General features: G+C 70.1%; 23 protein-coding genes. 18 read left to right on the top strand and 5 right to left on the bottom strand.

All coding sequences use genetic code 11. The features are described 5' to 3' along the window. The first annotated feature begins 23 nt into the window (after positions 1-23). A complete protein-coding gene (locus BMW88_RS06975; protein ID WP_143115994.1) occupies positions 24-623 on the top strand; it encodes a hypothetical protein in 600 nt (199 codons plus the stop codon). A 10-nt stretch (positions 624-633) separates the two neighbouring features. Here the strand turns inward: BMW88_RS06975 and BMW88_RS06970 are convergent, their stop codons facing one another. The 4 genes from BMW88_RS06970 to BMW88_RS06955 all read right to left on the bottom strand — a co-directional run bounded on the left by BMW88_RS06970 (position 634) and on the right by BMW88_RS06955 (position 4,832). After that, on the bottom strand, positions 634-1,440 hold the full coding sequence (locus tag BMW88_RS06970; protein ID WP_089949772.1) for a lysozyme family protein: 807 nt from the start codon (positions 1,438-1,440) through the stop codon (positions 634-636). 301 nt (positions 1,441-1,741) lie between these two features. Next, the gene (locus BMW88_RS06965; protein ID WP_143115993.1) at positions 1,742-2,950 is read right to left on the bottom strand and encodes a chymotrypsin family serine protease; all 1,209 of its coding nucleotides are present in this window, start codon (positions 2,948-2,950) and stop codon (positions 1,742-1,744) included. 215 nt (positions 2,951-3,165) lie between these two features. Continuing rightward, positions 3,166-3,546: a tetratricopeptide repeat protein gene (locus BMW88_RS06960; RefSeq protein ID WP_089949770.1), complete on the bottom strand. Its 381-nt coding sequence runs from the start codon at positions 3,544-3,546 to the stop codon at positions 3,166-3,168. 143 nt (positions 3,547-3,689) lie between these two features. Next, positions 3,690-4,832 (bottom strand): MalY/PatB family protein, encoded by a 1,143-nt coding sequence (locus BMW88_RS06955; protein WP_089949769.1) that lies wholly within the window; start codon positions 4,830-4,832, stop codon positions 3,690-3,692. A gap of 50 nt (positions 4,833-4,882) precedes the next feature. Here BMW88_RS06955 and BMW88_RS06950 point away from each other — a divergent pair, with 50 nt between their 5' ends. The 3 genes from BMW88_RS06950 to BMW88_RS06940 all read left to right on the top strand — a co-directional run bounded on the left by BMW88_RS06950 (position 4,883) and on the right by BMW88_RS06940 (position 7,702). Then, positions 4,883-5,332 (top strand): Lrp/AsnC family transcriptional regulator, encoded by a 450-nt coding sequence (locus BMW88_RS06950; protein WP_089949768.1) that lies wholly within the window; start codon positions 4,883-4,885, stop codon positions 5,330-5,332. A gap of 61 nt (positions 5,333-5,393) precedes the next feature. After that, on the top strand, positions 5,394-6,911 hold the full coding sequence (locus tag BMW88_RS06945) for an AfsR/SARP family transcriptional regulator (RefSeq protein WP_177220984.1): 1,518 nt from the start codon (positions 5,394-5,396) through the stop codon (positions 6,909-6,911). Between the two features lie 50 nt (positions 6,912-6,961). Next, entirely contained in the window at positions 6,962-7,702 is a 741-nt protein-coding gene (locus tag BMW88_RS06940; protein ID WP_089950231.1) for an SDR family NAD(P)-dependent oxidoreductase, read from the top strand. On the opposite strand, the gene BMW88_RS06935 is transcribed toward BMW88_RS06940, so the two are convergent. After that, positions 7,699-8,397, bottom strand: coding sequence for an alpha/beta fold hydrolase (locus BMW88_RS06935; RefSeq protein WP_089949766.1), 699 nt, complete (start codon positions 8,395-8,397; stop codon positions 7,699-7,701). The two genes, BMW88_RS06940 and BMW88_RS06935, sit on opposite strands and share 4 nt — an antisense overlap. A 539-nt stretch (positions 8,398-8,936) precedes the next feature. On the opposite strand from BMW88_RS06935, the gene eno reads away from it, so the two are divergent. The 14 genes from eno to BMW88_RS06865 all read left to right on the top strand — a co-directional run bounded on the left by eno (position 8,937) and on the right by BMW88_RS06865 (position 21,668). Then, positions 8,937-10,223, top strand: a complete 1,287-nt coding sequence (eno, locus tag BMW88_RS06930) for a phosphopyruvate hydratase (protein ID WP_089949765.1) — start codon at positions 8,937-8,939, stop codon at positions 10,221-10,223. A 12-nt stretch (positions 10,224-10,235) separates the two neighbouring features. After that, entirely contained in the window at positions 10,236-10,730 is a 495-nt protein-coding gene (locus BMW88_RS06925; RefSeq protein WP_177220983.1) for an FtsB family cell division protein, read from the top strand. Beyond that, entirely contained in the window at positions 10,712-11,203 is a 492-nt protein-coding gene (locus BMW88_RS06920) for a DUF501 domain-containing protein (protein WP_177221018.1), read from the top strand. Before BMW88_RS06925 ends, BMW88_RS06920 begins: the two co-directional genes overlap by 19 nt. A 160-nt stretch (positions 11,204-11,363) precedes the next feature. Continuing rightward, the gene (locus BMW88_RS06915) at positions 11,364-12,686 is read left to right on the top strand and encodes a lytic transglycosylase domain-containing protein (protein WP_143115992.1); all 1,323 of its coding nucleotides are present in this window, start codon (positions 11,364-11,366) and stop codon (positions 12,684-12,686) included. Positions 12,687-12,789: 103 nt separating this feature from the next. Then, entirely contained in the window at positions 12,790-13,623 is an 834-nt protein-coding gene (locus tag BMW88_RS06910; protein WP_089949761.1) for a helix-turn-helix domain-containing protein, read from the top strand. A 13-nt stretch (positions 13,624-13,636) separates the two neighbouring features. After that, positions 13,637-13,807, top strand: a complete 171-nt coding sequence (locus BMW88_RS06905; protein WP_089949760.1) for a DUF397 domain-containing protein — start codon at positions 13,637-13,639, stop codon at positions 13,805-13,807. Next, positions 13,786-14,346: a GNAT family N-acetyltransferase gene (locus BMW88_RS06900; protein ID WP_089949759.1), complete on the top strand. Its 561-nt coding sequence runs from the start codon at positions 13,786-13,788 to the stop codon at positions 14,344-14,346. The genes BMW88_RS06905 and BMW88_RS06900 overlap by 22 nt, the downstream gene beginning before the upstream one ends. Continuing rightward, entirely contained in the window at positions 14,333-14,887 is a 555-nt protein-coding gene (locus BMW88_RS06895; RefSeq protein WP_089949758.1) for a GNAT family N-acetyltransferase, read from the top strand. Before BMW88_RS06900 ends, BMW88_RS06895 begins: the two co-directional genes overlap by 14 nt. 8 nt (positions 14,888-14,895) lie before the next feature. After that, the gene (locus tag BMW88_RS06890) at positions 14,896-15,837 is read left to right on the top strand and encodes a Ppx/GppA phosphatase family protein (protein WP_089950230.1); all 942 of its coding nucleotides are present in this window, start codon (positions 14,896-14,898) and stop codon (positions 15,835-15,837) included. A 176-nt stretch (positions 15,838-16,013) separates the two neighbouring features. Next, on the top strand, positions 16,014-17,642 hold the full coding sequence (locus tag BMW88_RS06885; protein ID WP_089949757.1) for a peptide ABC transporter substrate-binding protein: 1,629 nt from the start codon (positions 16,014-16,016) through the stop codon (positions 17,640-17,642). Positions 17,643-17,786: 144 nt separating this feature from the next. Continuing rightward, positions 17,787-18,716 (top strand): ABC transporter permease, encoded by a 930-nt coding sequence (locus tag BMW88_RS06880; protein ID WP_089949756.1) that lies wholly within the window; start codon positions 17,787-17,789, stop codon positions 18,714-18,716. After that, on the top strand, positions 18,709-19,683 hold the full coding sequence (locus BMW88_RS06875; RefSeq protein WP_089949755.1) for an ABC transporter permease: 975 nt from the start codon (positions 18,709-18,711) through the stop codon (positions 19,681-19,683). The genes BMW88_RS06880 and BMW88_RS06875 overlap by 8 nt, the downstream gene beginning before the upstream one ends. Positions 19,684-19,693: 10 nt before the next feature. After that, the gene (locus BMW88_RS06870) at positions 19,694-20,680 is read left to right on the top strand and encodes an ABC transporter ATP-binding protein (protein WP_089949754.1); all 987 of its coding nucleotides are present in this window, start codon (positions 19,694-19,696) and stop codon (positions 20,678-20,680) included. Next, a complete protein-coding gene (locus BMW88_RS06865; RefSeq protein WP_089949753.1) occupies positions 20,673-21,668 on the top strand; it encodes an ABC transporter ATP-binding protein in 996 nt (331 codons plus the stop codon). The genes BMW88_RS06870 and BMW88_RS06865 overlap by 8 nt, the downstream gene beginning before the upstream one ends. Position 21,669: the final 1 nt, after the last annotated feature.

Raw genomic sequence — 21,669 nt, 5'->3', positions numbered from 1 at the left:
CGTCACCGTTCGGGGGTGTCCGGATGAGTCATCGAGAAGAGCCGCGCAGTGGTCGCGGGTGCTTCGGGGCCGTGGTCGTCGTGCCGTTCCTGGCGCTGAGCGGCATGTTCGCGCTGATCGCCTTGACCGGGTCGCCCGAGGAGTCGCCGCTGGCCGCGCCACCGCCCGCCAGGCCCAGCTCGCAGTGGTGGACGGAGCCGTTCGAGACCGGTGCCGCTCTGTCCACCGTCACCGAGACCGTGGTGGCGCAGGGGTCCGCCCGGGAGGTCCGGGTCACGCGTTCCGTCATCCGGACCTCGGGGTCCGTGGCCACCGTCACCGTGACCGTGCCGGCCACCCCGGCGCGGCCCGCGGCCACCGGGCGGAACGAGCCGGTGGCCGAGGAACCGGAGGGGCAGCCCGGTCCGTCCACTTCGGAGTCGCCGGTGGTCACCTCGGCGCCGTCGTCCACTGTGGAGCCACCGCCGCCCGCGGAGCCCCCGGTGGCGGAGCCGCCTTCCGCGGTGCCACCCGTCGCCTCCACGCCGCGGGCGGAGGAGCCGGTTCCGCCGGTGGCCGAGCCCGCCGAGCCGCCCTGTGATCGGGCCGAGCCCACCGGTGCGGAGGTCCCGCCGTCCGCCTGAGCGCGGGGTCTCACTGCGTCATGCTGGCCCTCGCGTAGGCGTCGGCTCCGCTGAACACGTTCTGGCCGTACTGCACCGAGTTGTTGTAGTCCAGCACCGCCGCCCACCAGCCCTGGCCCGTGCCCAGGTCGCGGGTGCCCGCCGCGCAGAGGTAGTTCGCGGCGGTCAGGGCGGCGTCGTCGATGTTCTGCGGGTCGGCGGGGAGGCCGTCCGCCGCCGCCCGCTTCGCCCAGCGGTTCCAGGTGCCCGGGATGAACTGCATCGGGCCCACGGCCCGGTCCCAGGTCGTGTCGCCGTCCAGGCGGCCGCCGTCGGTGTCGTGGATCGCCTTGACGCCGGGGCCGCCGTCCAGCGGGATGCCGACGATCGGGCGGCTCGGCAGGCCGTTGTCCTGGAGGCGGGCGCCGTTGATGTTGCCGTGGTGGGACTCCACCCGGCCGATGCCCGCGAGGGTGGCCCACGAGATCCGGCAGGCCGGGGCTTCCCGCTGCATGGTGAGGTCGGCCGCCGCGTAGGCGCGGAGGGCTCGCAGGGGGATGTCGGTCTTCCCCGCGACCCTCGTGGCCCACTCGTCCATGGGGTTGGCGCCGGTCACCGCGGCGCTGCCGGGAACCGCCGCGCCCGGCTCCACCTGCTGGAGGGGGACCAGGAACGGCGGCGGGCCCAGGGGAGCGGCGTCCCTGCGGTTCAGGGCGCCCAGACCCCAGGCGCCGGCGGCCACCACGACGATCAGCAGCAGCACCAGGACGATGCGGCCGAGGACGTTGCCGAGGCGGGGGCGGCGGGTCTGGGAATCCTTCGGGGGCGGCGGGACCACGAGACCCAGGCTACGTGCTCCTGCCGCCGGACGAGCGCCAGAAGCGCGGGGGAACCGGCGCCGCGGCCACCGGACCAGCGGGAAGCCTTCGCCGGACGCCGGGCTGGCCGGGCTCGTCCTGGCGCGCGAGTGGTGTTCGCCACCGAGCCGGTCCCGTGACGCGAGATTCCTTCAGGTTGCGTTCGTGATGATCATTGTCAGCGCGTTCGCGCTGGTGACGGGCCTTCCGGCTGCCCGGTGAAAAAACAACCGGCGGACCGCAACCGATGAAGGTCGGGTCCGCCGGCCGGTGCCGGTCGCGTCAGGAGATCGTCTTGATCCGGACGTTGTGGTCGGCCATCTGGGCCACGATGTCGGGGTAGAAGATCCGCTGCGAGCACCTGCGGCCGTTCTCCGCCGGCACGCCGCTGCACTGGCGGATGTCGGCGGGGGCGACCGAGATCGCGGTCAGCGTGCCGCGGGCCACCAGGCGGTCGCCGGGCTGCTGCACCGAGAACAGCGGGCCACCGCTGTCACCGTTGCCGCCGGCGCTGTAGCCGCCCTGGTGCAGGGCCTCGACCGAGTTGTTCACGCAGCCGAAGCCGGTGAGGCAGATGGTCAGACCGGTCTGCACGGCGCGGATGTCGCAGATGGTGCCGGAGAACGAGCCGGAGGTGCACAGCCAGTCGCCCGCGAGCGTCGCGGAGGAGCCGATGACGTCGAGGCCGTACTGGTTCGACTCGGTCTGGATCGAGTCGCCGATCCACACCCTGGCCTGGCCGGTGGCGTTGACGATCTCGCTGTCCGACGACACCGACCGGCTCTCGACCGAGCCGATGTAGTCCAGAGCGCCGTTGGTGAAGAAGCTGCCGGAGTCACCGCAGTGCGCGGCCGTCAGGAGCTTGTCGGCGCCCGTGGCGTTGCTGACCACCGCGAAGCCGCTGCTGCACGCGCCCTGCACCTCGCCGTTGACGTAGTTCTCGATGTACGCGCCGCCCTTGTAGGGCGAGGTGTCCACGAGACGGGACGCGGCGAGCTCGACCTCGCCGGACTCGACCTCGACCGCGACCGAGCTCTGCGGGGCGGACTGCGCCGAGAAACCGGCCGCCTGCTTGACCGCGAGGCCGCTGCCGTCGTACTTCGCGGCGATGCTCTGGATCGAGCCGCCGGCCTTGAGCAGGCGCGCCGCCTCGGCCTTGAGCTCGGCCTGCGAGTACTTCGCGGAGTGGACCTTCACCTGCAGGCCCTGCGCCTTCGCGACGGCGGCGGCCGCCGTGACCTTCGCCGGGGCCTTGCCCTTCCAGTACACGTTCAGCGTCTTGCTGCCGGCGTCGACGAAGAAGCCGCCGAAGCCGTTGCCTCTGTCCACCCGCTCAGCGATCTTGTGGAGCTTGTCCTGGGTGGTCATCAGCGCCTTGACCTCGGGCGAGATCGCGGCCGGGCCGGTGGCGCCCTGCGCGAGCGACGGTGTGGCCGACGCCAGCAGCGCCGCGGTGGCGGTGACCGCCGCCAGTGCCGAAAGTTTCATCATCTTCACTGCGAACCCCTCATGTCGCGGCCGTGACGGCACACCGAAACGAGGGCAGCGCGAACCGCGCTCACGGATGGCAGATCCCCCCAGATCCAGTGCGGCCGTCGAAACGCTGTCTGCGTCCCCCCGGTGGCCTGACAGAAAACTTAGCCGTTCCCGCACTGGCGGACATACGACCATCCGGAGCAACGTGCCGGGAAGTCCACAGTGGACCGTCAGTCGCGGTCGCGTTCGACGGCCATGCGGGCGCGCACCTCGCCGAGAGCCTCCTGGTACTCCGGCGACGGGTTCATCGCCACGGCCATCCTCAGCTGTGCCAGCGCTTCCGGCAGGCGGGCCAGCCGCTGCAACGTCTTGCCGAGCGCGAACCGGGCGTAGTGGTCGCTCGGGTCGAGGTCGAGCACCTTGCGGAACGCCGCCTCCGCCCGGTTGAGCTGAGCGGACCCGAGGTACGCCCGGCCGGCGAGGAGCTGCACCGACGGCGCCTCGCCCGCCTCGTCCAGCACCGGCTTCAGCTCGCGCAGCGCGTCGAGAGGCCGGCGCTGCGCGAGCAGTGCCTCCGCCTTCCGGAACGCCTCGAAGGTGCCGTCCGTCATTCGATCAACGTTACCCACCGCTCACGGGTTCTTCGACTGCCGTCCGGGCGACAGAACTCGAAGGAGTGGCCCGGCCTGCCCGGGCTCGGCCACAGAGGACGACGCCGGTGCCGGGTCACCTGTCCCGGTCCACTCGGGACGTGTCAGGACGAGGCCGCTCGCCAGGCCGAGGCCATCCGCCGGACCGCCTCGGTGAGCACCTCGGGCGAGGTGGCGAGGTTCATCCGCACGAAGCCCGCGCCACCGGTGCCGAACGGGATCCCGGAGTTCACCGCGACCCTGCCGCGCTTGAGGAACGTCCTGGCCGGGTCGTCACCGAGGCCGAGCCCGCGGCAGTCCAGCCAGGCCAGGTAGGTGCCCTGCCCCGGTGACCACCCGACGGCGGGGAGGTGCTCGGCCAGCAGGCCGGCGAGCAGCCGCCGGTTCTCGGCGAGCCCCTCCAGCACCGCGTCCAGCCAGCCGCCGCCCTCCCGGAACGCCGCGGTCTGCGCGAGGACCCCGACGTGGCTCGGCCCGTGGCCCACCTCCTCCGGCAGCCGCGCGAGGTCCCCGGCCGCGGCGGGGCCGGCGACGGCCAGCGCGGCCTTGAGCCCGGCGAGGTTCCACGCCTTGGTGGCCGACATCAGCGACAGCCCGTCGTCCGCGACGCTGAGGTACGGCACGAAGCGCTCGGTCGTGAGCGGCGCGTGGATCTCGTCCGCCACGACGCGAACACCGTGGGCGCGCGCCAGCCGGGTGGCTCCCTCCAGCTCGGCGGCGGTGTGCACGGTGCCGGTCGGGTTGTGCGGGTTGCACAGCAGGTACACCGCGCCGCGGCCAGCCCGCGCGAACGCGGCTTCGAGCGCGGCGAGGTCGATCCGGAACGACGCGTCCAGCGGCGCCTCGACGACGGTCCGTCCGAGCGACGTCACGAACTGGTAGAAGGGCGGGTACACCGGGCAGTTGACGACGACGGGCGCGTCCCGGTGGGAGACGAGCCGGAGCATCTCGACGACGCCCAGCATCACGTCGGGCACGATCGCCGTGCGCTCGACGGCCGGCTCCCAGTCCCAGCGCCTCTTCGCGAACTCGGCGAGCGCCTCGGCGTAGGCGGTCCCGCTGGGGTAGCCGGTGTCGCCGATCGCCACCGCGCCGGTGATCGCCCGCGCGACCGGTTCGGCGAGCGGGACGTCCATCTCGGCCACCCAGACGGGCAGGACGTCCTCGGGGTACTGGCGCCACTTCATGCTGGTGCGCCGCCGCAGTTGGTCCAGGGTCAGCTGACGTAACGGGTTCGCACTGGTCATGGGGCAAAAGCTAGGGGAACCCGGCGGCAAGGTGTTTGCGTTGTTTGCTCATGGACGCCGTGGACCGCAAAATCCTTGCCGAGCTCCAGCGCGACGGCCGGATCACCGTCACCGACCTCGCCGGGCGCGTGCGGCTGAGCATCTCGCGCTGCCAGCGGCGGCTGCGGGAGCTGGAGCGGGAGGGGGTCATCCGCGGCTACCGGGCAGTGGTGGACGCCGCGGCGATCGGGTTCGGCTTCGAGGCGCTGGTGTTCGTCAAGCTGCGGATCGAGACCATGGACGAGTTCGACCGCGCGCTCGCCGGAGTGCCGAACGTGGTGGAGGCCCAGCGGCTGTTCGGCAGCCCCGACTACCTGTTGCGCGTGGTCACCGCGGACCTCTCGTCGTACCAGCGCCTGTACGAGGACACGCTCGCGAAGCTGCCCGGCGTGCGCGGGCTGACCTCGACGATCGTCATGAAGCAGGTCATCGAGCCGCGGCCGTTGCCGACCGGTCCGTGAGACGGGGAAGCAGGAAATCCCGGCGGGTGTTGGCACGTGCATGAGCCTGCGCTTCTCACTGATGGGTCCGGTTCGAGGCTGGCGCGACGACGAGGAGATCAACCTGGGGCCGCGCCAGCAGCGCGCGGTGCTGGCGGCGTTGCTGTTGAACAACGGTGTGTGGCTGAGCAACGACCAGTTGATCGGCATGGTGTGGGACGACCCGAAGCCGAGCGCGGTGATGGCCCTGCGGACGTACATGTACAAGATCCGCAAAGCGCTCCCGGAGCTCGACCTCAGGTCCAAGGACGGCGGCTACGCCCTGCGCGCCGAACTGGTCGACGACTGCCGTGAGGACCCGCTCGAAGGGCTGACCAGCGCCTACTTCGAGGCGCAGCGCGTCCGGCTCGGCGACCAGCGGCTGCGGTGCCACGAAGCCCGGCTCGAACGCGAGCCCGACGTCGTGGAGCTGCAGAAGCACGTCGCCGCCCACCCGTTCCGCGAACGGATGCGCGCTCTGCTGATGCAGGTGCTCTACCAGGAGGGCAGGCAGGCGGAGGCGCTCGAGCACTACCACCGGGCGCGCGCTCTGCTCACCGGGCAGCTCGGGCTGGAACCGGGCCCCGAGCTGCGCGCGATCCACGCGCGGATCCTCAACGGCGACCTCGCGCTGCCGCCCAGGCCCGAGCAACTGCCGCCGGACGTCGACGACTTCACCGGCCGCGCCGCCGAGATCGCGCGGGCGCTGGACGTCCTCCCGCGCACGGTCGGCATCACCGGCATGCACGGCAGCGGCAAGACCGCGCTCGCCGTCCGCATCGGCCACCTCGTCCGGCACCGCTTCCCGGACGGGCAGATCTTCGTGCGGGGACACGACGTCGTGAACGAGCTGCTGCGGGCGGTCGGCGTGGAGAACCCCGCGGGGGACGGGGCGGCGCTGTGGCGGCAGAAGGCCCGCGGCAAGCGGTTCCTGGTCGTCGTCGACGACCTCCAGGACGCCGCCTCGGTCAAGGACCTGCACGTGCCCGGTTCGGCCGTGCTCCTCACGAGCGTGCGCCGGTGGAACGAGCTGCCCGGCGTGACCTGGCTGAAGATCGCGGGCCTGCCCGCGTCCGAGGCGTGCGGGTTCTTCCACGGGCTGGCGGGACCCGCCGTGCTCGCCGCCGAGCCGGAGCTGGTGGCGAAGGTCCTCGCGCGCGTGTCGCACCTGCCGGCCCCGATCCGCGTCCTCGGCGGCAAGCTCGCCGGTCGCCCGCACTGGACCGTCGCGATGCTGCTGAGGCAGATGGAGCGGGAGACCGTGCTGGGCGAGGCCGTCCCGTCGGACTGCCGGGCGGTGCTCGCCCCGCTGGCCAGGGCCCACCGGAACCTCACCGACGACGAGCGGCACCTGCTCGGCTGCTTCGCCCGGCAGGACACCGAGGTCATCAACGTGTGCGAGGCCGCGGCGATGTCCGGCGGTGAGGTCGGGGCGATCGAGCCCCTGCTGGAGTCGCTCGCCGACGTGCACCTGATCGAGCCGCTGGAGCTCGGCCGCTACCGGCTCCCGGCGTTCGTGAAGCTGTGGTTCCAGCTCCGCGCGCCCGTGCTGACCAGTTGATTCATCCGGAATTTATGGCGTGGCGATGCGGCGTCGGCAAGTTCACGGACATGTCAACGAAGGCACTTGAGAACCAGAAGGCACTCGTCACCGGAGCCACCTCGGGCATCGGCCGCGCCATCGCGGTGAGGTTCGCGCAGGAGGGCGCCACCGTCTACGTCACCGGCCGCCGCGCCGAGCTCGGCAAGGAGACCGTCGAGCTCGTCGAGCAGGCCGGCGGCACCGCCCACCTCGTCGTCGCGGACATCGGCGACCTCGACGACGTCCGCAGGCTCGCCCGGGAGGTCGGCGACGTCGACGTCCTGGTGAACAACGCGGCGATCTTCCCGTTCTCGCCGACCCCCGACCAGCCGGTCGAGACCTACGACAAGATCTTCGACGTCAACGTCCGCGGCGCCTACTTCCTCACGTCCGCCCTCGTGCCGGCGATGGTCGCCAAGGGCCGGGGCGTGATCGTCAACGTCTCCTCGGTCGCGGGGCAGATCGGCAGCGCGACCGGCTCCGTCTACCACGCCTCCAAGGCCGCGATGGACGGCCTGACCAGGTCGTGGGCGGTCGAGTTCGGCGCGGCGGGCGTCCGCGTCAACTCCGTGGCGCCTGGCCCCATCCGCACCGACGCGGCCGTGGAGCAGGCGCGCGAGGTGTTCGAGACCTTCGCCGCCAGCGTGCCGCTCACCCGCGCCGGCGAACCGGAGGAGATCGCGGAGGCCGTGCTGTTCCTGGCCTCCGCCAGGTCGAGCTTCATCACCGGCGCGGTGCTCAACGCCGACGGCGGTCTCGTGGTCGCCTAAGGCCTTTCGGTCAGCAGCAGGCGCAGTGACGAGGGCGACTCGACGTGCACGTTGTGGCCCGCGCCGGGCAGGACGACCGGCGCGGGCACCAGCTCCTCCAGGTGCTCGCGGGGGCTCATCGGGTCGTTCTCGCCCGCCGCCAGCACGACCCGCGCCTTCGCCGCCATGATCAGGCCGGGCAGGTCCGGCCGTCCCACCCCGAAGGCCCTCACGTCGAGGGCGGTCGTCCACCCGCCGTCCACTTCGGACACGCCGTGCTCGATCGGCACGCCGGCCGTCCTCGACGCCCGTTCGACGGCCTCCTCCCTGGTCGGGAAGACCTTGGCGGGCCTCGCGGCGAGCGCGGCGGCCTTCTCCAGCTCCTCGTCGGTCCACCGCACCTTGATCCCGACGCCGACGCACGTGGTCACGTCGACCCCGAACCACCCGCTGGCGAGTGCCAGCCCGACCACACCGCCCAGCGAGTGCCCGACGACGGTCACGGGCTCGCGCGGGACCACCCGCGCGACCTCGGCCGCGAGCGAGCCGAACGAGTAGCGCTCGATCCGGGGGGAACGGCCGTGACCGGGCAGGTCCGGCACGAGCCAGCTACCGGGCCAGTCCCGCACGACGTCCCGCCACACCTCGCCGGTCGCGCCCAGGCCGTGCAGCAGCACCAGCAACGGTCCGTTCCCGCCACGTTCGACATGGAGCACGTCAATATCCCGTTCTATGCGGACCGATGCCGAGCTGATCGTCGACCCGGACACGTATACCCGTGGCGTGCCGCACGACGCACTCACCCGGCTGCGCGAAAAGAACGTCGTGCGCGTCGACGACTTCTGGGCGGTCTTCCGCCACGAGGACGTCCGTGCCGCTCTGCGCTCACCGGACGTGTTCTCGTCCCACCGCGGCGCCACGCGGATCCGGGACCCGCGGCCGGAGGACCTGTCCGGTGACTCCGCCGCCGGCCTGCCTTGCCGATCCCGGCCGACGTGTCCGGCGTGCCGCGGCAGGACCGCGCTGCTCTACGACCGGAGCAACCACGTGATCGGCTTCCAGGACTCCGAGTACGCCCTCTCCTCCAGTCCGGCCGGGCCCGGCGTCGGGTATGTGCAGCGCCGTTGTCTTCTGGCACGATTCAGACGACCGGCGCCGGTGGCCCACCGCGTTCCGCAGGTGTCGAGCCCCGGCCGGTCACCTGGCCCAAGTAGGCTCGTCGCGAGACGAGACGCAGGAGAAACAGGGAGCGCAAGTGGCGGTCATCGAGCAGGTCGGAGCACGCGAGATCCTGGACTCGCGCGGCAACCCCACCGTCGAGGTCGAGGTGGCGCTGGACGACGGCACGCTGGAGCGTGCGGCCGTTCCGTCGGGCGCGTCGACCGGTGAGCACGAGGCGGTGGAGCTGCGGGACGGCGACGCCAAGCGGTACCTGGGCAAGGGCGTCGAGCGGGCGGTCACCGCGGTGCTCGACGAGATCGGGCCCGAGCTGGTGGGCATCGAGGCCGTCGAGCAGCGCGTCGTCGACCAGAAGCTCGTCGACCTGGACGGCACGCCGGACAAGTCGCGCCTCGGCGCGAACGCCATCCTGGGCGTCAGCCTCGCCGTCGCGAAGGCGGCGGCCACCTCCTCCGGCCTGGAGCTGTTCCGGTACGTCGGCGGCCCCAACGCGCACGTGCTGCCGGTGCCGATGCTGAACATCCTCAACGGTGGCGCGCACGCCGACACCGACGTGGACATCCAGGAGTTCATGATCGCGCCGATCGGCGCGGAGACGTTCCGCGAGGGCCTGCGCTGGGGCGCGGAGGTCTACCACGCGCTCAAGTCCGTGCTGAAGAGCAAGGGCCTCGCGACCGGCCTGGGCGACGAGGGCGGGTTCGCCCCCAGCCTGAGCAGCAACCGCGACGCCCTCGACCTCATCCTCGAGGCGATCGAGAAGGCGGGCTACCGGGCGGGCCGCGACATCGCGCTCGCGCTCGACGTGGCCGCGACCGAGTTCTTCGGCGACGGCGCCTACACGTTCGAGAAGTCGAAGCGCAGCGCCGAGCAGATGATCGGCTACTACTCCGAGCTGGTGCGCGACTACCCGCTCGTGTCCATCGAGGACCCGCTGTCCGAGGACGACTGGGACGGCTGGGTGCAGATGACCGCCGAGCTGGGCGAGAAGGTCCAGATCGTCGGCGACGACCTGTTCGTCACGAACCCGGAGCGCCTGGAGGAGGGCATCTCCCGCCGCGCCGCCAACGCGCTGCTGGTGAAGGTCAACCAGATCGGCACCCTGAGCGAGACCCTCGACGCGGTCTCGCTGGCCACGTCGTACGGCTACAAGTCGATGATGTCGCACCGCTCGGGCGAGACCGAGGACACGACGATCGCCGACCTCGCCGTCGCGACCGGCGCCGGCCAGATCAAGACCGGTGCCCCGGCCCGTGGTGAGCGCACCGCGAAGTACAACCAGCTCCTGCGCATCGAGGAGAGCCTCGGCGACGCGGCGCGCTACGCCGGTGAGCTCGCGTTCCCGCGTTACACGCCGGAGAGCTGAGAAACTCGAGGCATGGCCGAGCGCGCGCGTCGTCCCCGTCGCCCCCGCGGAGAGCGGGAGGCGCGGCCCGCGCGCGCTCGAAAGCCGCCGCGTCCCAAGGCGCCGTCACGACGTGGCGACGGCACGGGTGGCGCGTTCGGCATGACCGGTACGCGGCGGGCCGCGTTGTTCGCGATGGTGCTGTGCGCACTGGCGTTGAGCATCGCGGTCCCGTTGCGGACCTACCTCTCGCAGCGCGACGAGCTGCGCGACGTGGGCGCCGAACAGCAGAAGCTGCGTGAGCAGGTCGCCGCGCTGGAACAGCGCAAGGCGCAGCTCAACGACCCGGCGTACGTGGAGATCGAGGCGCGCAAGCGGCTGCGCTGGGTGCGGCCGGGCGAGACGCCGTACATCGTGCAACTGCCGGGCGACGAGAGTCGCAACACCGAATCGGAGAGGCCGTCGGGCAAGCCCGCGGCACAAAGGTCTTGGTACGAGGAACTGTGGGAATCGGTGACGCACAAGTAAGTGCTGCTGACCTGGAAACGGTCGCTCAGCAGCTCGGCCGCACGCCGCGTGGGACACGTGCGATCGCCTCGCGGTGCCCTGGCGGGCACCCGAACGTCGTGCAGACGGCACCGCGGCTGCCGGACGGGACGCCGTTCCCGACGCTGTACTACCTGACCTGCCCGAAGCTGAACTCCCTGGTCAGCACGCTGGAAGGCGGCGGGCTGATGAAGGAGCAGACCGAGCGGCTCGCCACCGACGAGGAGCTCGCCGCCGCGTACCTGCGCGCGCACGAGTCGTACCTCGCGGAGAGGGACGCCATCGAGCCGCTGGGCACCCAGGTCACCGCGGGCGGCATGCCGACCAGGGTCAAGTGCCTGCACGTGCACGTCGCACACGCCCTGGCCAAGGGCCCCGGGGTCAACCCCATGGGCGACGAGGCCCTGGCACTGCTGAAGGCGCAGGAGCTCTGGCCCGCCGGCGACTGCGCGTAACCCGGCGCACAGTCAACGGTCAACGGAACCGAACAGACGCTTCACTCCGTCTTGGGTACACCTAGGCTCTGTAGTGGGGCAGGGTGGAACGGGTCAGATGGGGGCGTCCGCCGTAACTGCGGGACGGCGCGCCGCGATGACGCACGAGAGGTGAGTGTTCGTGGCAAAGGCCAAACTGCGTGGTTCCGCGGCGCTGTCCCCCAAGCAAAAGGGGTTCGCCGTGGCCGCGCTGGCGGCGATGCTCGCGCCCGCGCTGGTCGTCGGCACCAAGCTCGTCGACTGGGTCAACCTCTCCAAGCACCAGGACATCGCCGTCGCCCTCGGCCCCGCCGACGTCTTCGGCGCCCTGCGCGTCGACCCCGCCGAGCTCGGCGCGTCCGGCCGGCTGCCGCTCTCGGAGGAGCTGAGCGCCGCCCTGCTCGCCGACCTCGAGGACGGCGACCTCGACCTGGACCTCGACGACGGCGGCGTGATCGACGACTTCCCCGGCGACCACGGCATCCCCGGCGTCGTGCTGGAGGCCTACCTGCGCGCCGAGGACAAGATGGGCGAGCTCGTGCCCGGCTGCAACCTCGACTGGGCGCTGCTCGCCGGCATCGGCAAGGTCGAGTCGAACCACGCGAGCAACGGTCGCCTGAACGCCGTCGGCGACGCCACCCCCAAGATCCTCGGCCCGGTCCTGAACGGCGCCCCCGGCATGGCCGCCATCACCGACACCGACGACGGCCGCCTGGACGGCGACACGGCGTGGGACCGCGCGGTCGGCCCGATGCAGTTCATCCCCTCCACGTGGGCGAGCTTCGGCGCCGACGGCAACGAGGACGGCAACGTCAACCCGAACAACATCTACGACGCCGCCCTGGGCGCCGGCCGCTACCTCTGCGCGGGCGGCGGCGACCTGTCCAAGCAGGACGCCCGCGCCAGGGCCATCTTCCGCTACAACAACTCCACGACGTACGTCGAGACGGTCCTCAAGTGGGCCAAGCAGTACAGCGACAACGTCGACGCGCTGCCCCTGCTCCCGGACATCGGCAACAACCAGCAGAACCCGACGCCGAACAACCCGGCCACCCCGCCCGGGAACGGGAACGGCAACGGGAACGGCAACACCGGCACCCCGTCGACCTCGCCGTCGACGCCGAGCACGCCGCCGTCGTCCTCGACGCCCAACTGCCCGACGCCGACCTCCTCGACGCCGCCGACCTCGTCGTCGTCCACCCCGCCGTCGTCGACCCCTTCGACGTCGTGCCCGCCGACCTCGTCGACGCCGCCGTCGTCCTCCGAGCCGTCGACCCCGCCGCCGTCGTCCTCGTCGAACCCGCCGCAGACCGAGCCGTCGACGCCGCCGGCGTCCGAGCCGTCGTCCGGGACCTCGCAGTCGACGCCCGTCGCCCCCACGACCACCACCACGACGAGCGTCAACAACGACAGCAGCGCGGCGCAGCCCACCACGACCAGTTTGGTGACGAGCACGCCGAACTAATGCGGCGTGTCGCGTTGGAGAGCCTCCAAGCCGTACTTCGTTCGGTGCGATTCGGGCCGAAACGTTGGAGTGGAGGGGATCCGGTCTCCTAGCGTGCGGTCTCATGCCGAAGCGCAACTCAAGCGTGGTGGGCCGGGAGTTCGGCAACGGCGTCCGCGACGCCATCGAGCAGAGCGGCATGACCCAGCGCAAGCTCGCCGAACTGCTGGGCTGGCAGGAGGCCAAGGTCTCCGACCTGGTGCAGGGCAAGGGCGGCGTGGACGAGGTGGACCTCGTGCGGCTGCTCTCCTACTGCCGCGTCCCGGCCGCCGACGTCGAACACATGCTCGCCTTGTTCAAGGAGTCGCGCGAGAAGGGCTGGCTGCTGTTCCCCGAGGACGGGGTGCCGGAGCAGTTGCGCAGCCTCGTCGAGCAGGAGAGGCTCGCCAGCAAGATCTTCGTCTGGACCATGAACCTCATCCCCGGTCTGTTGCAGATCGCGGGCTACATCCGCGAGGTGGCCGAGAGGTCGACCAGGGATCTCGGACCTGCGGACGTCGACGCGCTGATCAGGGCGAAGCTCGAACGGCAGGCGATCCTGCGACCCGGCCGGGAGTTCGTCTTCTACGTGCACGAGCAAGCGCTCCGATTGCCGGTCGGCGGTCCCGTCCTGATGAGGACGCAGCTCAACCACATCATGGTGATGTTGGTGCGCAGGTACATCACCTTCAGGGTCGTACCGATCGCCATCGGCGCACACGCCGGACTGGCGGGCAACTTCACCCTGCTGGCGTACGAGAAGTTCGAACCGGTCGTTTACCTGGAGAACCTCAACACCGGCCTGTTCCTGGAGGACAAGACATCCCTCGACATGTACACCGACCTGTTGAAGGGGCTGGATCGCGACGCCTTGGACCCGGAACAATCGAGGGAGCTGATCACCGGCATCGTGTTCTGAGGAGGCGTACCGCATGGCCTGGCGCAAGAGCAGCTACAGCGCATCGGGGAGCGAGTGCGTCGAGGTCGGTCACGGCGTCGGCATCCGCGACAGCAAGGCCCCCGCCACCCACCTCGCCATAAATCGCGAGGCTTGGGCGGCGTTCCTTGGCATCGTGAAGGCGTGCGACTCGACTACCCGTTGAAGACCGACCGCCTGCTCCTGCGCCCCTTCCGGCCGGACGACCTCGACGACTTCCACGCCTACCGCTCCCGCCCCGAGTTCCACCGCTACCTCTACGACGAAGCCGCCACCCGCGAGGAGTGCGTGGAACTGCTGGACAAGCTGGCCGCGGACGACGAGCTGACCGGCGAGGGCCAGCGGCTCGCGCTGGCGATCCACCTGCCGGAAGCGGGCAGGGTGATCGGCGGCGTCGTCCTCAAGTGGCGCAGCGAGGCCCACCGCCAGGGCGAGATCGGGTACAGCCTCAACCCCGACTTCCAGGGGCACGGCTACGCCTCCGAGGCCGCGCGGAAGATGCTCGAGCTCGGGTTCGACGGCCTCGGCCTGCACCGGATCGTCGCCGAGTGCGACCCGCGCAACGAGCCGTCGTGGCGGCTGATGGAACGCCTCGGGATGCGCAGGGAGGCGCACCTGAGGGAGTTCGAGATCTTCAAGGGCGAGTGGGGCGACCTGTTCGTGTACGCCCTGCTGGAGGAGGAGTACCGCCGTGGCGCGGCCTGACCGGACGATCAGGACGGAGCGGCTGGTGCTCCGCCCCTTCGAGACCACCGACCTCGACGACGTCTTCGCCTACCGCCGGCTGCCCGAGGTCAACCGCTACCTCTACAGCGAGCCCTACACCCGCGAGCAGACGGAGGAGAACCTCGCGAAGTGGACGGCCCGGGACCAGCTCACCGAGGAGGGGCAGTCGCTGGCGCTCGCGGTCACGCTGAACGGCCAGGTGATCGGCGAGGCCGACCTCAAGTGGCTGAGCCGGGAGCACCGGCAGGGCGAGGTCGGCTACATCTTCAACCCCGCCTTCCACGGCCGGGGCTACGCGAGCGAGGCCGCGCGGGCGATCCTCGCGCTCGGTTTCGACCACTTCGGCCTGCACCGCATCCGGGCCGAGTGTGAGGCACGCAACGTGCCGTCGTGGCGAGTGATGGAACGCCTGGGCATGCGCCGGGAGGCGCACCTGAGGGAGTTCCAGATCTTCAAGGGCGAGTGGGCCGACAGCTACGTCTACGCCATGCTTGCCCGGGAGTACCGGACCACCAGGTAGGAGTGATCATGTCGCGGGTTGCGGCCATCGACTGCGGGACCAACTCGATCCGGCTGCTGGTGGCCGACGTCACCAGGCGCGAGGACGGCACCGCGTGGCTGCGGGACGTCCACCGGGAGATGAGGGTCGTGCGCCTCGGGCAGGGGGTGGACGCGACCGGGCGGCTGCACCCCGACGCGATCCGGCGGACCAGGGAGGCCCTCCTCGACTACGCGCGCACGATGCAGCGCAAGGGCGTCGAGACCGCGCGGATGGTCGCGACGAGTGCCACGCGGGACGCGAGCAACCGCGACGAGTTCTTCGGGATGACCGAGGCGGTCCTCGGCGCGCCTGCGGAGGTGATCACCGGCGACGAGGAGGCGAGGCTGTCCTACCTCGGCGCGGTGGCCGACCTCGACGCGGACGAGGGACCGTTCCTCGTCACCGATCTGGGTGGTGGTTCCACCGAGTTCGTCCTCGGCGTCGGCACGGAGGTCGAGGCCGCGCGGTCGGTGGACATCGGTTGCGTGCGGCTGACCGAGCGGTTCCTCCACTCCGACCCGCCGCTCCAGGACGAGATCGAGCGCGCGGAAGCGTTTGCGCGCGCGGCGATCGAGAAAGCGTTCGAAATCGTGCCGGTCGAGAAGACCAGGACGTGGATCGGCGTCGCCGGCACCGTCACGACGTTGTCAGCGCTGGTCCAGGGCCTGGAGGTGTACAACAGCGAGGCCATTCACCTCAGCCGCATCACACTTGACAATGTTCGGGAAATCACCGACCGTATCCTCTCCATGACGCATGATGAGCGTGCCTCGCTCGGGGCCATGCACCCCGGCCGGGTGGACGTGATCTGCGGTGGAGCGGTGGTTCTGCGCGCGATTGCCGAGGAGCTGGAGAATCGCGCGGGTATTCGCACGCTCGTGTGCAGTGAGCACGACATCCTCGACGGCATCGCGTTTTCGCTGGTCTAGAGTCGAATTAAGGTCGACTTGAGGTGATCGTGACGAGTTTGTGACCGCTTTCGGTGCGCGTACTCCTGGACGCCCCGGTTAACGTCCTCTCACGTTTTGGGAGGTGGACGAGACCTCCCGGGGAGGCGCGCGCCCGCAATTTCTGCGGCGGCGCCGGGGAAAGGCGGGAGAGACTGATGTCGCGATCACGGGTTGCGTGGGTGGCATTGCCAGCCGTGCTGGCCATGACGCTCGGCGCGTGCGGCGGCGGTGGGGGCGGTTCCACCGCGGCGGGCAAGGAAGACCCGGAAGGCACCGTGTCGATCTACGGCACCGAGCCGAAGAGCACGCTGTTCCCGGCCAACACGACGGAGGCGGGCGGCGGCAAGATCACCGACGCCCTGTTCACGCGTCTGGTCGGTTACAAGGCCGAGGACGGCGCCACGTACAACCTGGCCGCGGAGTCGATCGAGTCGAGCGACGCCAAGGTCTACAAGATCAAGCTCAAGCCGGGCCAGAAGTTCCACGACGGCACCGACGTCAAGGCGAAGAACTTCGTCGACGCGTGGAACTACGCCGCTTACGCGCCGAACGCCCAGCAGGCCGGTTCGTTCATGTCGCCGATCGCCGGCTTCAAGGACGTGCACCCCGCTGACGAGAACGCGAAGCCGGCCACGGACAAGATGTCCGGCCTCAAGGTGGTCAGCGACACCGAGCTCGAGGTGACGCTCAGCGCGCCGAACTCGGTCTTCCCGATCATGCTCGGCTACCAGCCGTTCTCGCCGCTGCCGGACGCGTTCTTCGCGGACCCCAAGGCGTTCGAGGCCAAGCCGATCGGCAACGGGCCGCTGAAGTTCGTCTCCCGCACGCCGAACGCGCTCATCAAGCTCGAGCGCTTCGACGACTACAAGCTCGAGGACAAGGTCCACTTCAAGACCCTCGACGTGAAGATCTACTCCAGCCAGGAGACCGCGTACCAGGACCTGGTCGCGGGCAAGCTGGACTTCATGGAGGCCCTGCCGCCGTCGGCCAAGGTCGGCGAGAAGTACAAGGCCGACCTCGGTGACCAGGTCCTGAACGCCAACCTGCTGGGCCAGAGCGCCATCGCCCTGCCGTACTACATCCCGGCGTTCAAGGACAACGTGAAGCTCCGCCAGGCCGTCTCGATGGCCATCAACCGCGAGCAGATCACCAAGACCGTGCTGGCCGGCTCCTACGTGCCGTCCGACGGCTGGGTCTCGCCCGGCATCAAGGGCTACCGCAAGGGCATCTGCGGCGAGTACTGCACGTACAACCCGGAGAAGGCGAAGCAGCTCTTCCAGGAGTCCGGCTTCACCGGCAAGCTCACCATCCAGTCCAACCAGGACGGTGGCCGCAAGGAGCCGCTCGAGGCGGCGTGCAACAGCATCAAGCAGGCGCTGGGTGTCGAGTGCGAGTTCGTCGGCGCCACCAACTTCGGTGCGTTCCGCCAGATCGTCGACGGCAAGCAGCTGACCGGCATGAGCCGTTCGGACTGGTCGGCCGACTACCCGTCGATCGAGAACTTCCTCAACCCGCTGTACCGCACCGGTGGTTCCTCGAACGACTCGAACTACTCGAACCCGGCGGTCGACGCCCTCCTGGAGAAGGCGGACGGCACCGCGAACGAGGACGAGGCCATCAAGCTGTACCAGCAGGCGGAGGACCTGATCGCGAAGGACATGCCGTCCATCCCGACCTGGAACGAGAAGGGCATCGGCGCTCGGTCGAAGAACCTCCTCGCCGCCAAGCTCACGTTCACCCGTGACGCCGAGCTCGCGGCCTTCCGCGTCGCGGCGAAGAGCTGACAGCCGAAGCGCACGTCTGATCCACGAGTGATCTCTGAGCAGTGAACTCTCCGGCCTCGCGCCCGCCAAGCGTTGCGGACGCGGGGCCGGAGGGGTGTTCGGACTCGGGGTCAGGCGCCCCCCACCACGCAAGGAGCCGACCTCATGGGTCGCTATGTGCTGCGCCGTCTGCTGCAGCTGATACCGGTCTTCCTGGGGACCACCTTTCTGATCTACGCCCTGGTGTGGGCGATCCCGCAGGACCCCTTCGCGGGCAAGTGCGGTCAGCGGCCGTGCGATCCGTCCTACATCGCGGAGATGAGCGAGAAGCTCAACCTCAACGACCCGCTGCTGATCCAGTACTTCAAGTACCTGGGCAACCTGCTCACCGGTGACTTCGGCACCACGTTCAACGGCGTCTCCGTCGGCGAGCAGATCGCCACGTCGTGGCCCATCACGCTGAAGATGGGCATCATCGCGCTGATCATCGAGGCGCTCATCGGCATCACCGCCGGCGTGCTGACCGGTCTGCGCAAGCAGGGCTTCCTGGACAACCTGGTCCTGGTCTCGACCCTGTTCCTGATCTCGCTGCCGGTGTTCGTCACCGGTTTCGTGCTGCGGCTCTACCTCGGCCCGCAGGGCTTCGACTGGATCGACACCTCGGTCAGCTCGGACCCCTCGATCGGCGAGCTGATCCTGCCCGGCTTCGTGCTCGGCAGCCTCTCGATGGCCTACGTGGCCAGGCTGACCCGCACGAGCATCGTGGAGAACCGCCGCGCGGACTACGTGCGCACCGCGATCGCGAAGGGCCAGCCCACGACCCGCGTCGTCGGCGTCCACCTGCTGCGCAACTCGCTGATCCCGGTGATCACGTTCCTCGGCACCGACCTCGGCAGCCTCCTGGGCGGCGCGATCGTCACCGAGGGCGTGTTCAACATCAACGGCATCGGCGGCCTGATCTTCCGCGGCATCCAGGAGAAGGAAGGCGTCATGGTCACGGGCATCGTGACCCTGCTGGTGCTCGTGTACCTGCTGATGAGCCTGCTCGTCGACCTCCTGTACGCCGTTCTCGACCCGAGGATTCGCTATGAGTGACCCAGGATCCGTGTCCGGTGGAGCCGGACTCGAGGCGTCCGCGGCGGCCGGCGTCGACCAGCTCAGCCACGTCGACGACTCGTCGCAGAAGCAGCGCAAGCCCCGCTCGCTCTGGAGCGACGCGTGGGGCGAGCTGCGGCGCAAGCCCACGTTCATCATCTCGTTGGTGATCATCGCGGTCGTCGTGCTGATGGCGATCTGGCCGACGCTGTTCACGTCGGTCGACCCCCGTGCCGCGAACCTCGACAAGTCGCTCGCGCCGCCGTCCGGTGACGCGTGGTTCGGCTACGACCTGCAGGGCTACGACGTCTACGCCCGCGCCATGCACGGCGCCCGCGCGTCGCTGCTGGTCGGGTTGTTCTCGACGCTGCTGACCGTGCTGATCGGCGCGATCATCGGCATCATCGCGGGCTACGCGAAGACGTGGATCGACAGCCTGCTCTCGCGGTTCGGCGACATCTTCGCCGGCGTGCCGTTCGTGCTCGGCGCGATCGTCATCCTCACGACGCTCAACGCGCCGACCGAGAACCCCGGCGTGGTCCGGATCATCACCCAGGTGGTGCTCTCCATCGCGGTGCTGTCGTGGCCGGTGGCGATGCGCATCATGCGGTCCGCGACGCTCGTGGCGAAGCAGCAGGACTACGTGCGTGCCGCACGCGGTCTCGGTGCCTCGCCGCTGCGGATCGTGTTCCGGCACCTGCTGCCGAACACCCTGGCCCCCGTGCTGGTGTACGCCACGATCGCCCTGGGCGCCTTCATCGGCGCCGAGGCGACGCTCGCGTTCCTCGGCATCGGCCTGCGCCCGCCGGTCGTGTCGTGGGGCGTGATGATCTCGGAGTCCCGCGACTACTTCCAGTCGGCACCGCACATGCTGCTGTTCCCCGCAGGCTTCGTCACGATCACCGTGCTGGCCTTCGTCATGCTCGGCGACGCCGTGCGCGACGCACTCGACCCCAAGTCCCGATAGGGGAGATCTTGTGACTCAGCCATTGCTGGAGGTCGAGGATCTCCACGTGGAATTCCGCACCCGCGACGGTGTCGCGAAGGTGCTCAACGGCGTGTCCTACCATGTCTCCGCCGGGGAAACCCTTGCCGTGCTGGGTGAGTCCGGCTCCGGCAAGTCCGTGACCGCGCAGACGATCATGGGCATCCTGGACATGCCGCCGGCGTTCATCACCAAGGGCACGATCAAGTTCCGCGGTGAGGACCTGCTGACCAAGTCGGCCGACGAGCGCCGCGACGTCCGTGGCGAGGGCATCGCCATGATCTTCCAGGACGCCCTCTCGGCGCTGAACCCCGTGTTCACGGTCGGGTTCCAGATCGAGGAGCAGCTCCGCGTGCGCCGCGGGATGTCCAAGGCGGACGCCCGCAAGCGCGCGGTCGAGCTGCTCGACCAGGTCAAGATCCCGAACGCCAAGGGCCGGGTCAGCGACTACCCGCACCAGTTCTCCGGCGGTATGCGGCAGCGCGCGATGATCGCGATGTCGCTGGCGCTCGACCCGGAGCTGCTGATCGCGGACGAGCCCACGACCGCGCTGGACGTCACCGTGCAGGCCCAGATCATGGACCTGCTGGCGGAGATCCAGAAAGAACGCGACATGGGCATGATCCTGATCACCCACGACCTCGGCGTGGTCGCTGACGTCGCGGACCGGATCTCGGTCATGTACGCGGGCCGCATCGTCGAGCACGCCGACGTCTACGAGCTGTTCCGCGCGCCGGGCCACCCGTACACCGAGTCGCTGCTCGAGTCCCTGCCCAGGCTCGACCAGAAGGGCCAGGAGCTCAAGACGATCAAGGGCCTGCCGCCGTCGCTCACCAACATCCCGTCGGGGTGCCCGTTCCACCCGCGCTGCCCGCGGGCGTTCGACCGTTGCCCCACCGAGGTTCCCGCCGTGCACAACCTCGGCATGGGCCGCACCAGCCGGTGCCACATCGCGGAGGAGGTCGTCGCTCGTGGCTGAGCCGATCCTCGAGGTCGAGAACCTCGTCAAGCACTTCCCGGTCCGCGTCGGCGTGCTGTTCAAGCGCACCGTGGGCCACGTCAAGGCCGTCGACGGCGTCTCGTTCTCGCTGAACAAGGGCGAGACGCTGGGCGTGGTGGGCGAGTCCGGCTGCGGCAAGTCCACCCTGGCCCAGGTGCTGATGCGCCTGGAGCCGCCGACGTCGGGCACGGCCCGCTTCGAGGGCCGCGACATGTTCGCGATGAAGGGCGCGGAGCTGCGCAAGCTGCGCCGCGACATCCAGATCGTGCTGCAGGACCCGTACACGTCGCTGAACCCGCGCATGACGGTCGGCGACATCGTCGGCGAGCCCTACGAGATCCACACCGAGGTGGCGCCGAAGGGCGACCGGCGGCGCAAGGTCCAGGAGCTGCTGGAGATCGTCGGTCTCAACCCGGAGCACATCAACCGGTACCCGCACCAGTTCTCCGGCGGTCAGCGCCAGCGCATCGGCATCGCCCGCGCGCTGGCGCTCAAGCCCAAGGTGATCGTGTGCGACGAGCCGGTGTCGGCGCTCGACGTCTCGATCCAGGCGCAGGTCATGAACCTGCTGGGTGACCTGCAGACCGAGATGGGCCTGTCGTACGTGTTCATCGCGCACGACCTGTCCGTCGTGCGGCACCTGTCGGACCGCGTCGCGGTGATGTACCTCGGCAAGATCGTGGAGATCGGCACCGAGGACGACATCTACGAGCGCCCGATGCACCCGTACACGCAGGCGCTGCTGTCCGCCGTGCCGGTGCCGGACCCGACCCAGCGCGGCCGGCGCGACGTCATCCGCCTGACGGGTGACGTGCCGTCGCCGATCGACCCGCCGTCGGGCTGCCGGTTCCGCACGCGGTGCTGGAAGGCGCAGGACATCTGCGCGACGGAGGTGCCGGAGCTGGTGCCGCGCAACGGGGGCCACCCCGCGGCGTGCCACTTCGCCGAGGAGCGCGCGGTCGTCTGAC

Origin of the sequence: Lentzea xinjiangensis (assembly GCF_900110955.1) — a bacterium.
Lineage (GTDB): Bacteria > Actinomycetota > Actinomycetes > Mycobacteriales > Pseudonocardiaceae > Lentzea > Lentzea xinjiangensis.
Note: the sequence above shows the minus strand (reverse complement) of the source record. Positions and strands in the feature narration are given on the sequence as shown.

Coding starts and splice junctions, on each gene's coding strand:
- BMW88_RS06975 (WP_143115994.1), top strand. CDS start 24: ATGAGTCATCGAGAAGAGCCGCGCAGTGGTCGCGGGTGCTTCGGGGCC.
- BMW88_RS06965 (WP_143115993.1), bottom strand. CDS start 2,950: ATGATGAAACTTTCGGCACTGGCGGCGGTCACCGCCACCGCGGCGCTG.
- BMW88_RS06960 (WP_089949770.1), bottom strand. CDS start 3,546: ATGACGGACGGCACCTTCGAGGCGTTCCGGAAGGCGGAGGCACTGCTC.
- BMW88_RS06955 (WP_089949769.1), bottom strand. CDS start 4,832: ATGACCAGTGCGAACCCGTTACGTCAGCTGACCCTGGACCAACTGCGG.
- BMW88_RS06950 (WP_089949768.1), top strand. CDS start 4,883: ATGGACGCCGTGGACCGCAAAATCCTTGCCGAGCTCCAGCGCGACGGC.
- BMW88_RS06945 (WP_177220984.1), top strand. CDS start 5,394: ATGGGTCCGGTTCGAGGCTGGCGCGACGACGAGGAGATCAACCTGGGG.
- BMW88_RS06940 (WP_089950231.1), top strand. CDS start 6,962: ATGTCAACGAAGGCACTTGAGAACCAGAAGGCACTCGTCACCGGAGCC.
- BMW88_RS06925 (WP_177220983.1), top strand. CDS start 10,236: ATGGCCGAGCGCGCGCGTCGTCCCCGTCGCCCCCGCGGAGAGCGGGAG.
- BMW88_RS06910 (WP_089949761.1), top strand. CDS start 12,790: ATGCCGAAGCGCAACTCAAGCGTGGTGGGCCGGGAGTTCGGCAACGGC.
- BMW88_RS06905 (WP_089949760.1), top strand. CDS start 13,637: ATGGCCTGGCGCAAGAGCAGCTACAGCGCATCGGGGAGCGAGTGCGTC.
- BMW88_RS06890 (WP_089950230.1), top strand. CDS start 14,896: ATGTCGCGGGTTGCGGCCATCGACTGCGGGACCAACTCGATCCGGCTG.
- BMW88_RS06885 (WP_089949757.1), top strand. CDS start 16,014: ATGTCGCGATCACGGGTTGCGTGGGTGGCATTGCCAGCCGTGCTGGCC.
- BMW88_RS06880 (WP_089949756.1), top strand. CDS start 17,787: ATGGGTCGCTATGTGCTGCGCCGTCTGCTGCAGCTGATACCGGTCTTC.
- BMW88_RS06875 (WP_089949755.1), top strand. CDS start 18,709: ATGAGTGACCCAGGATCCGTGTCCGGTGGAGCCGGACTCGAGGCGTCC.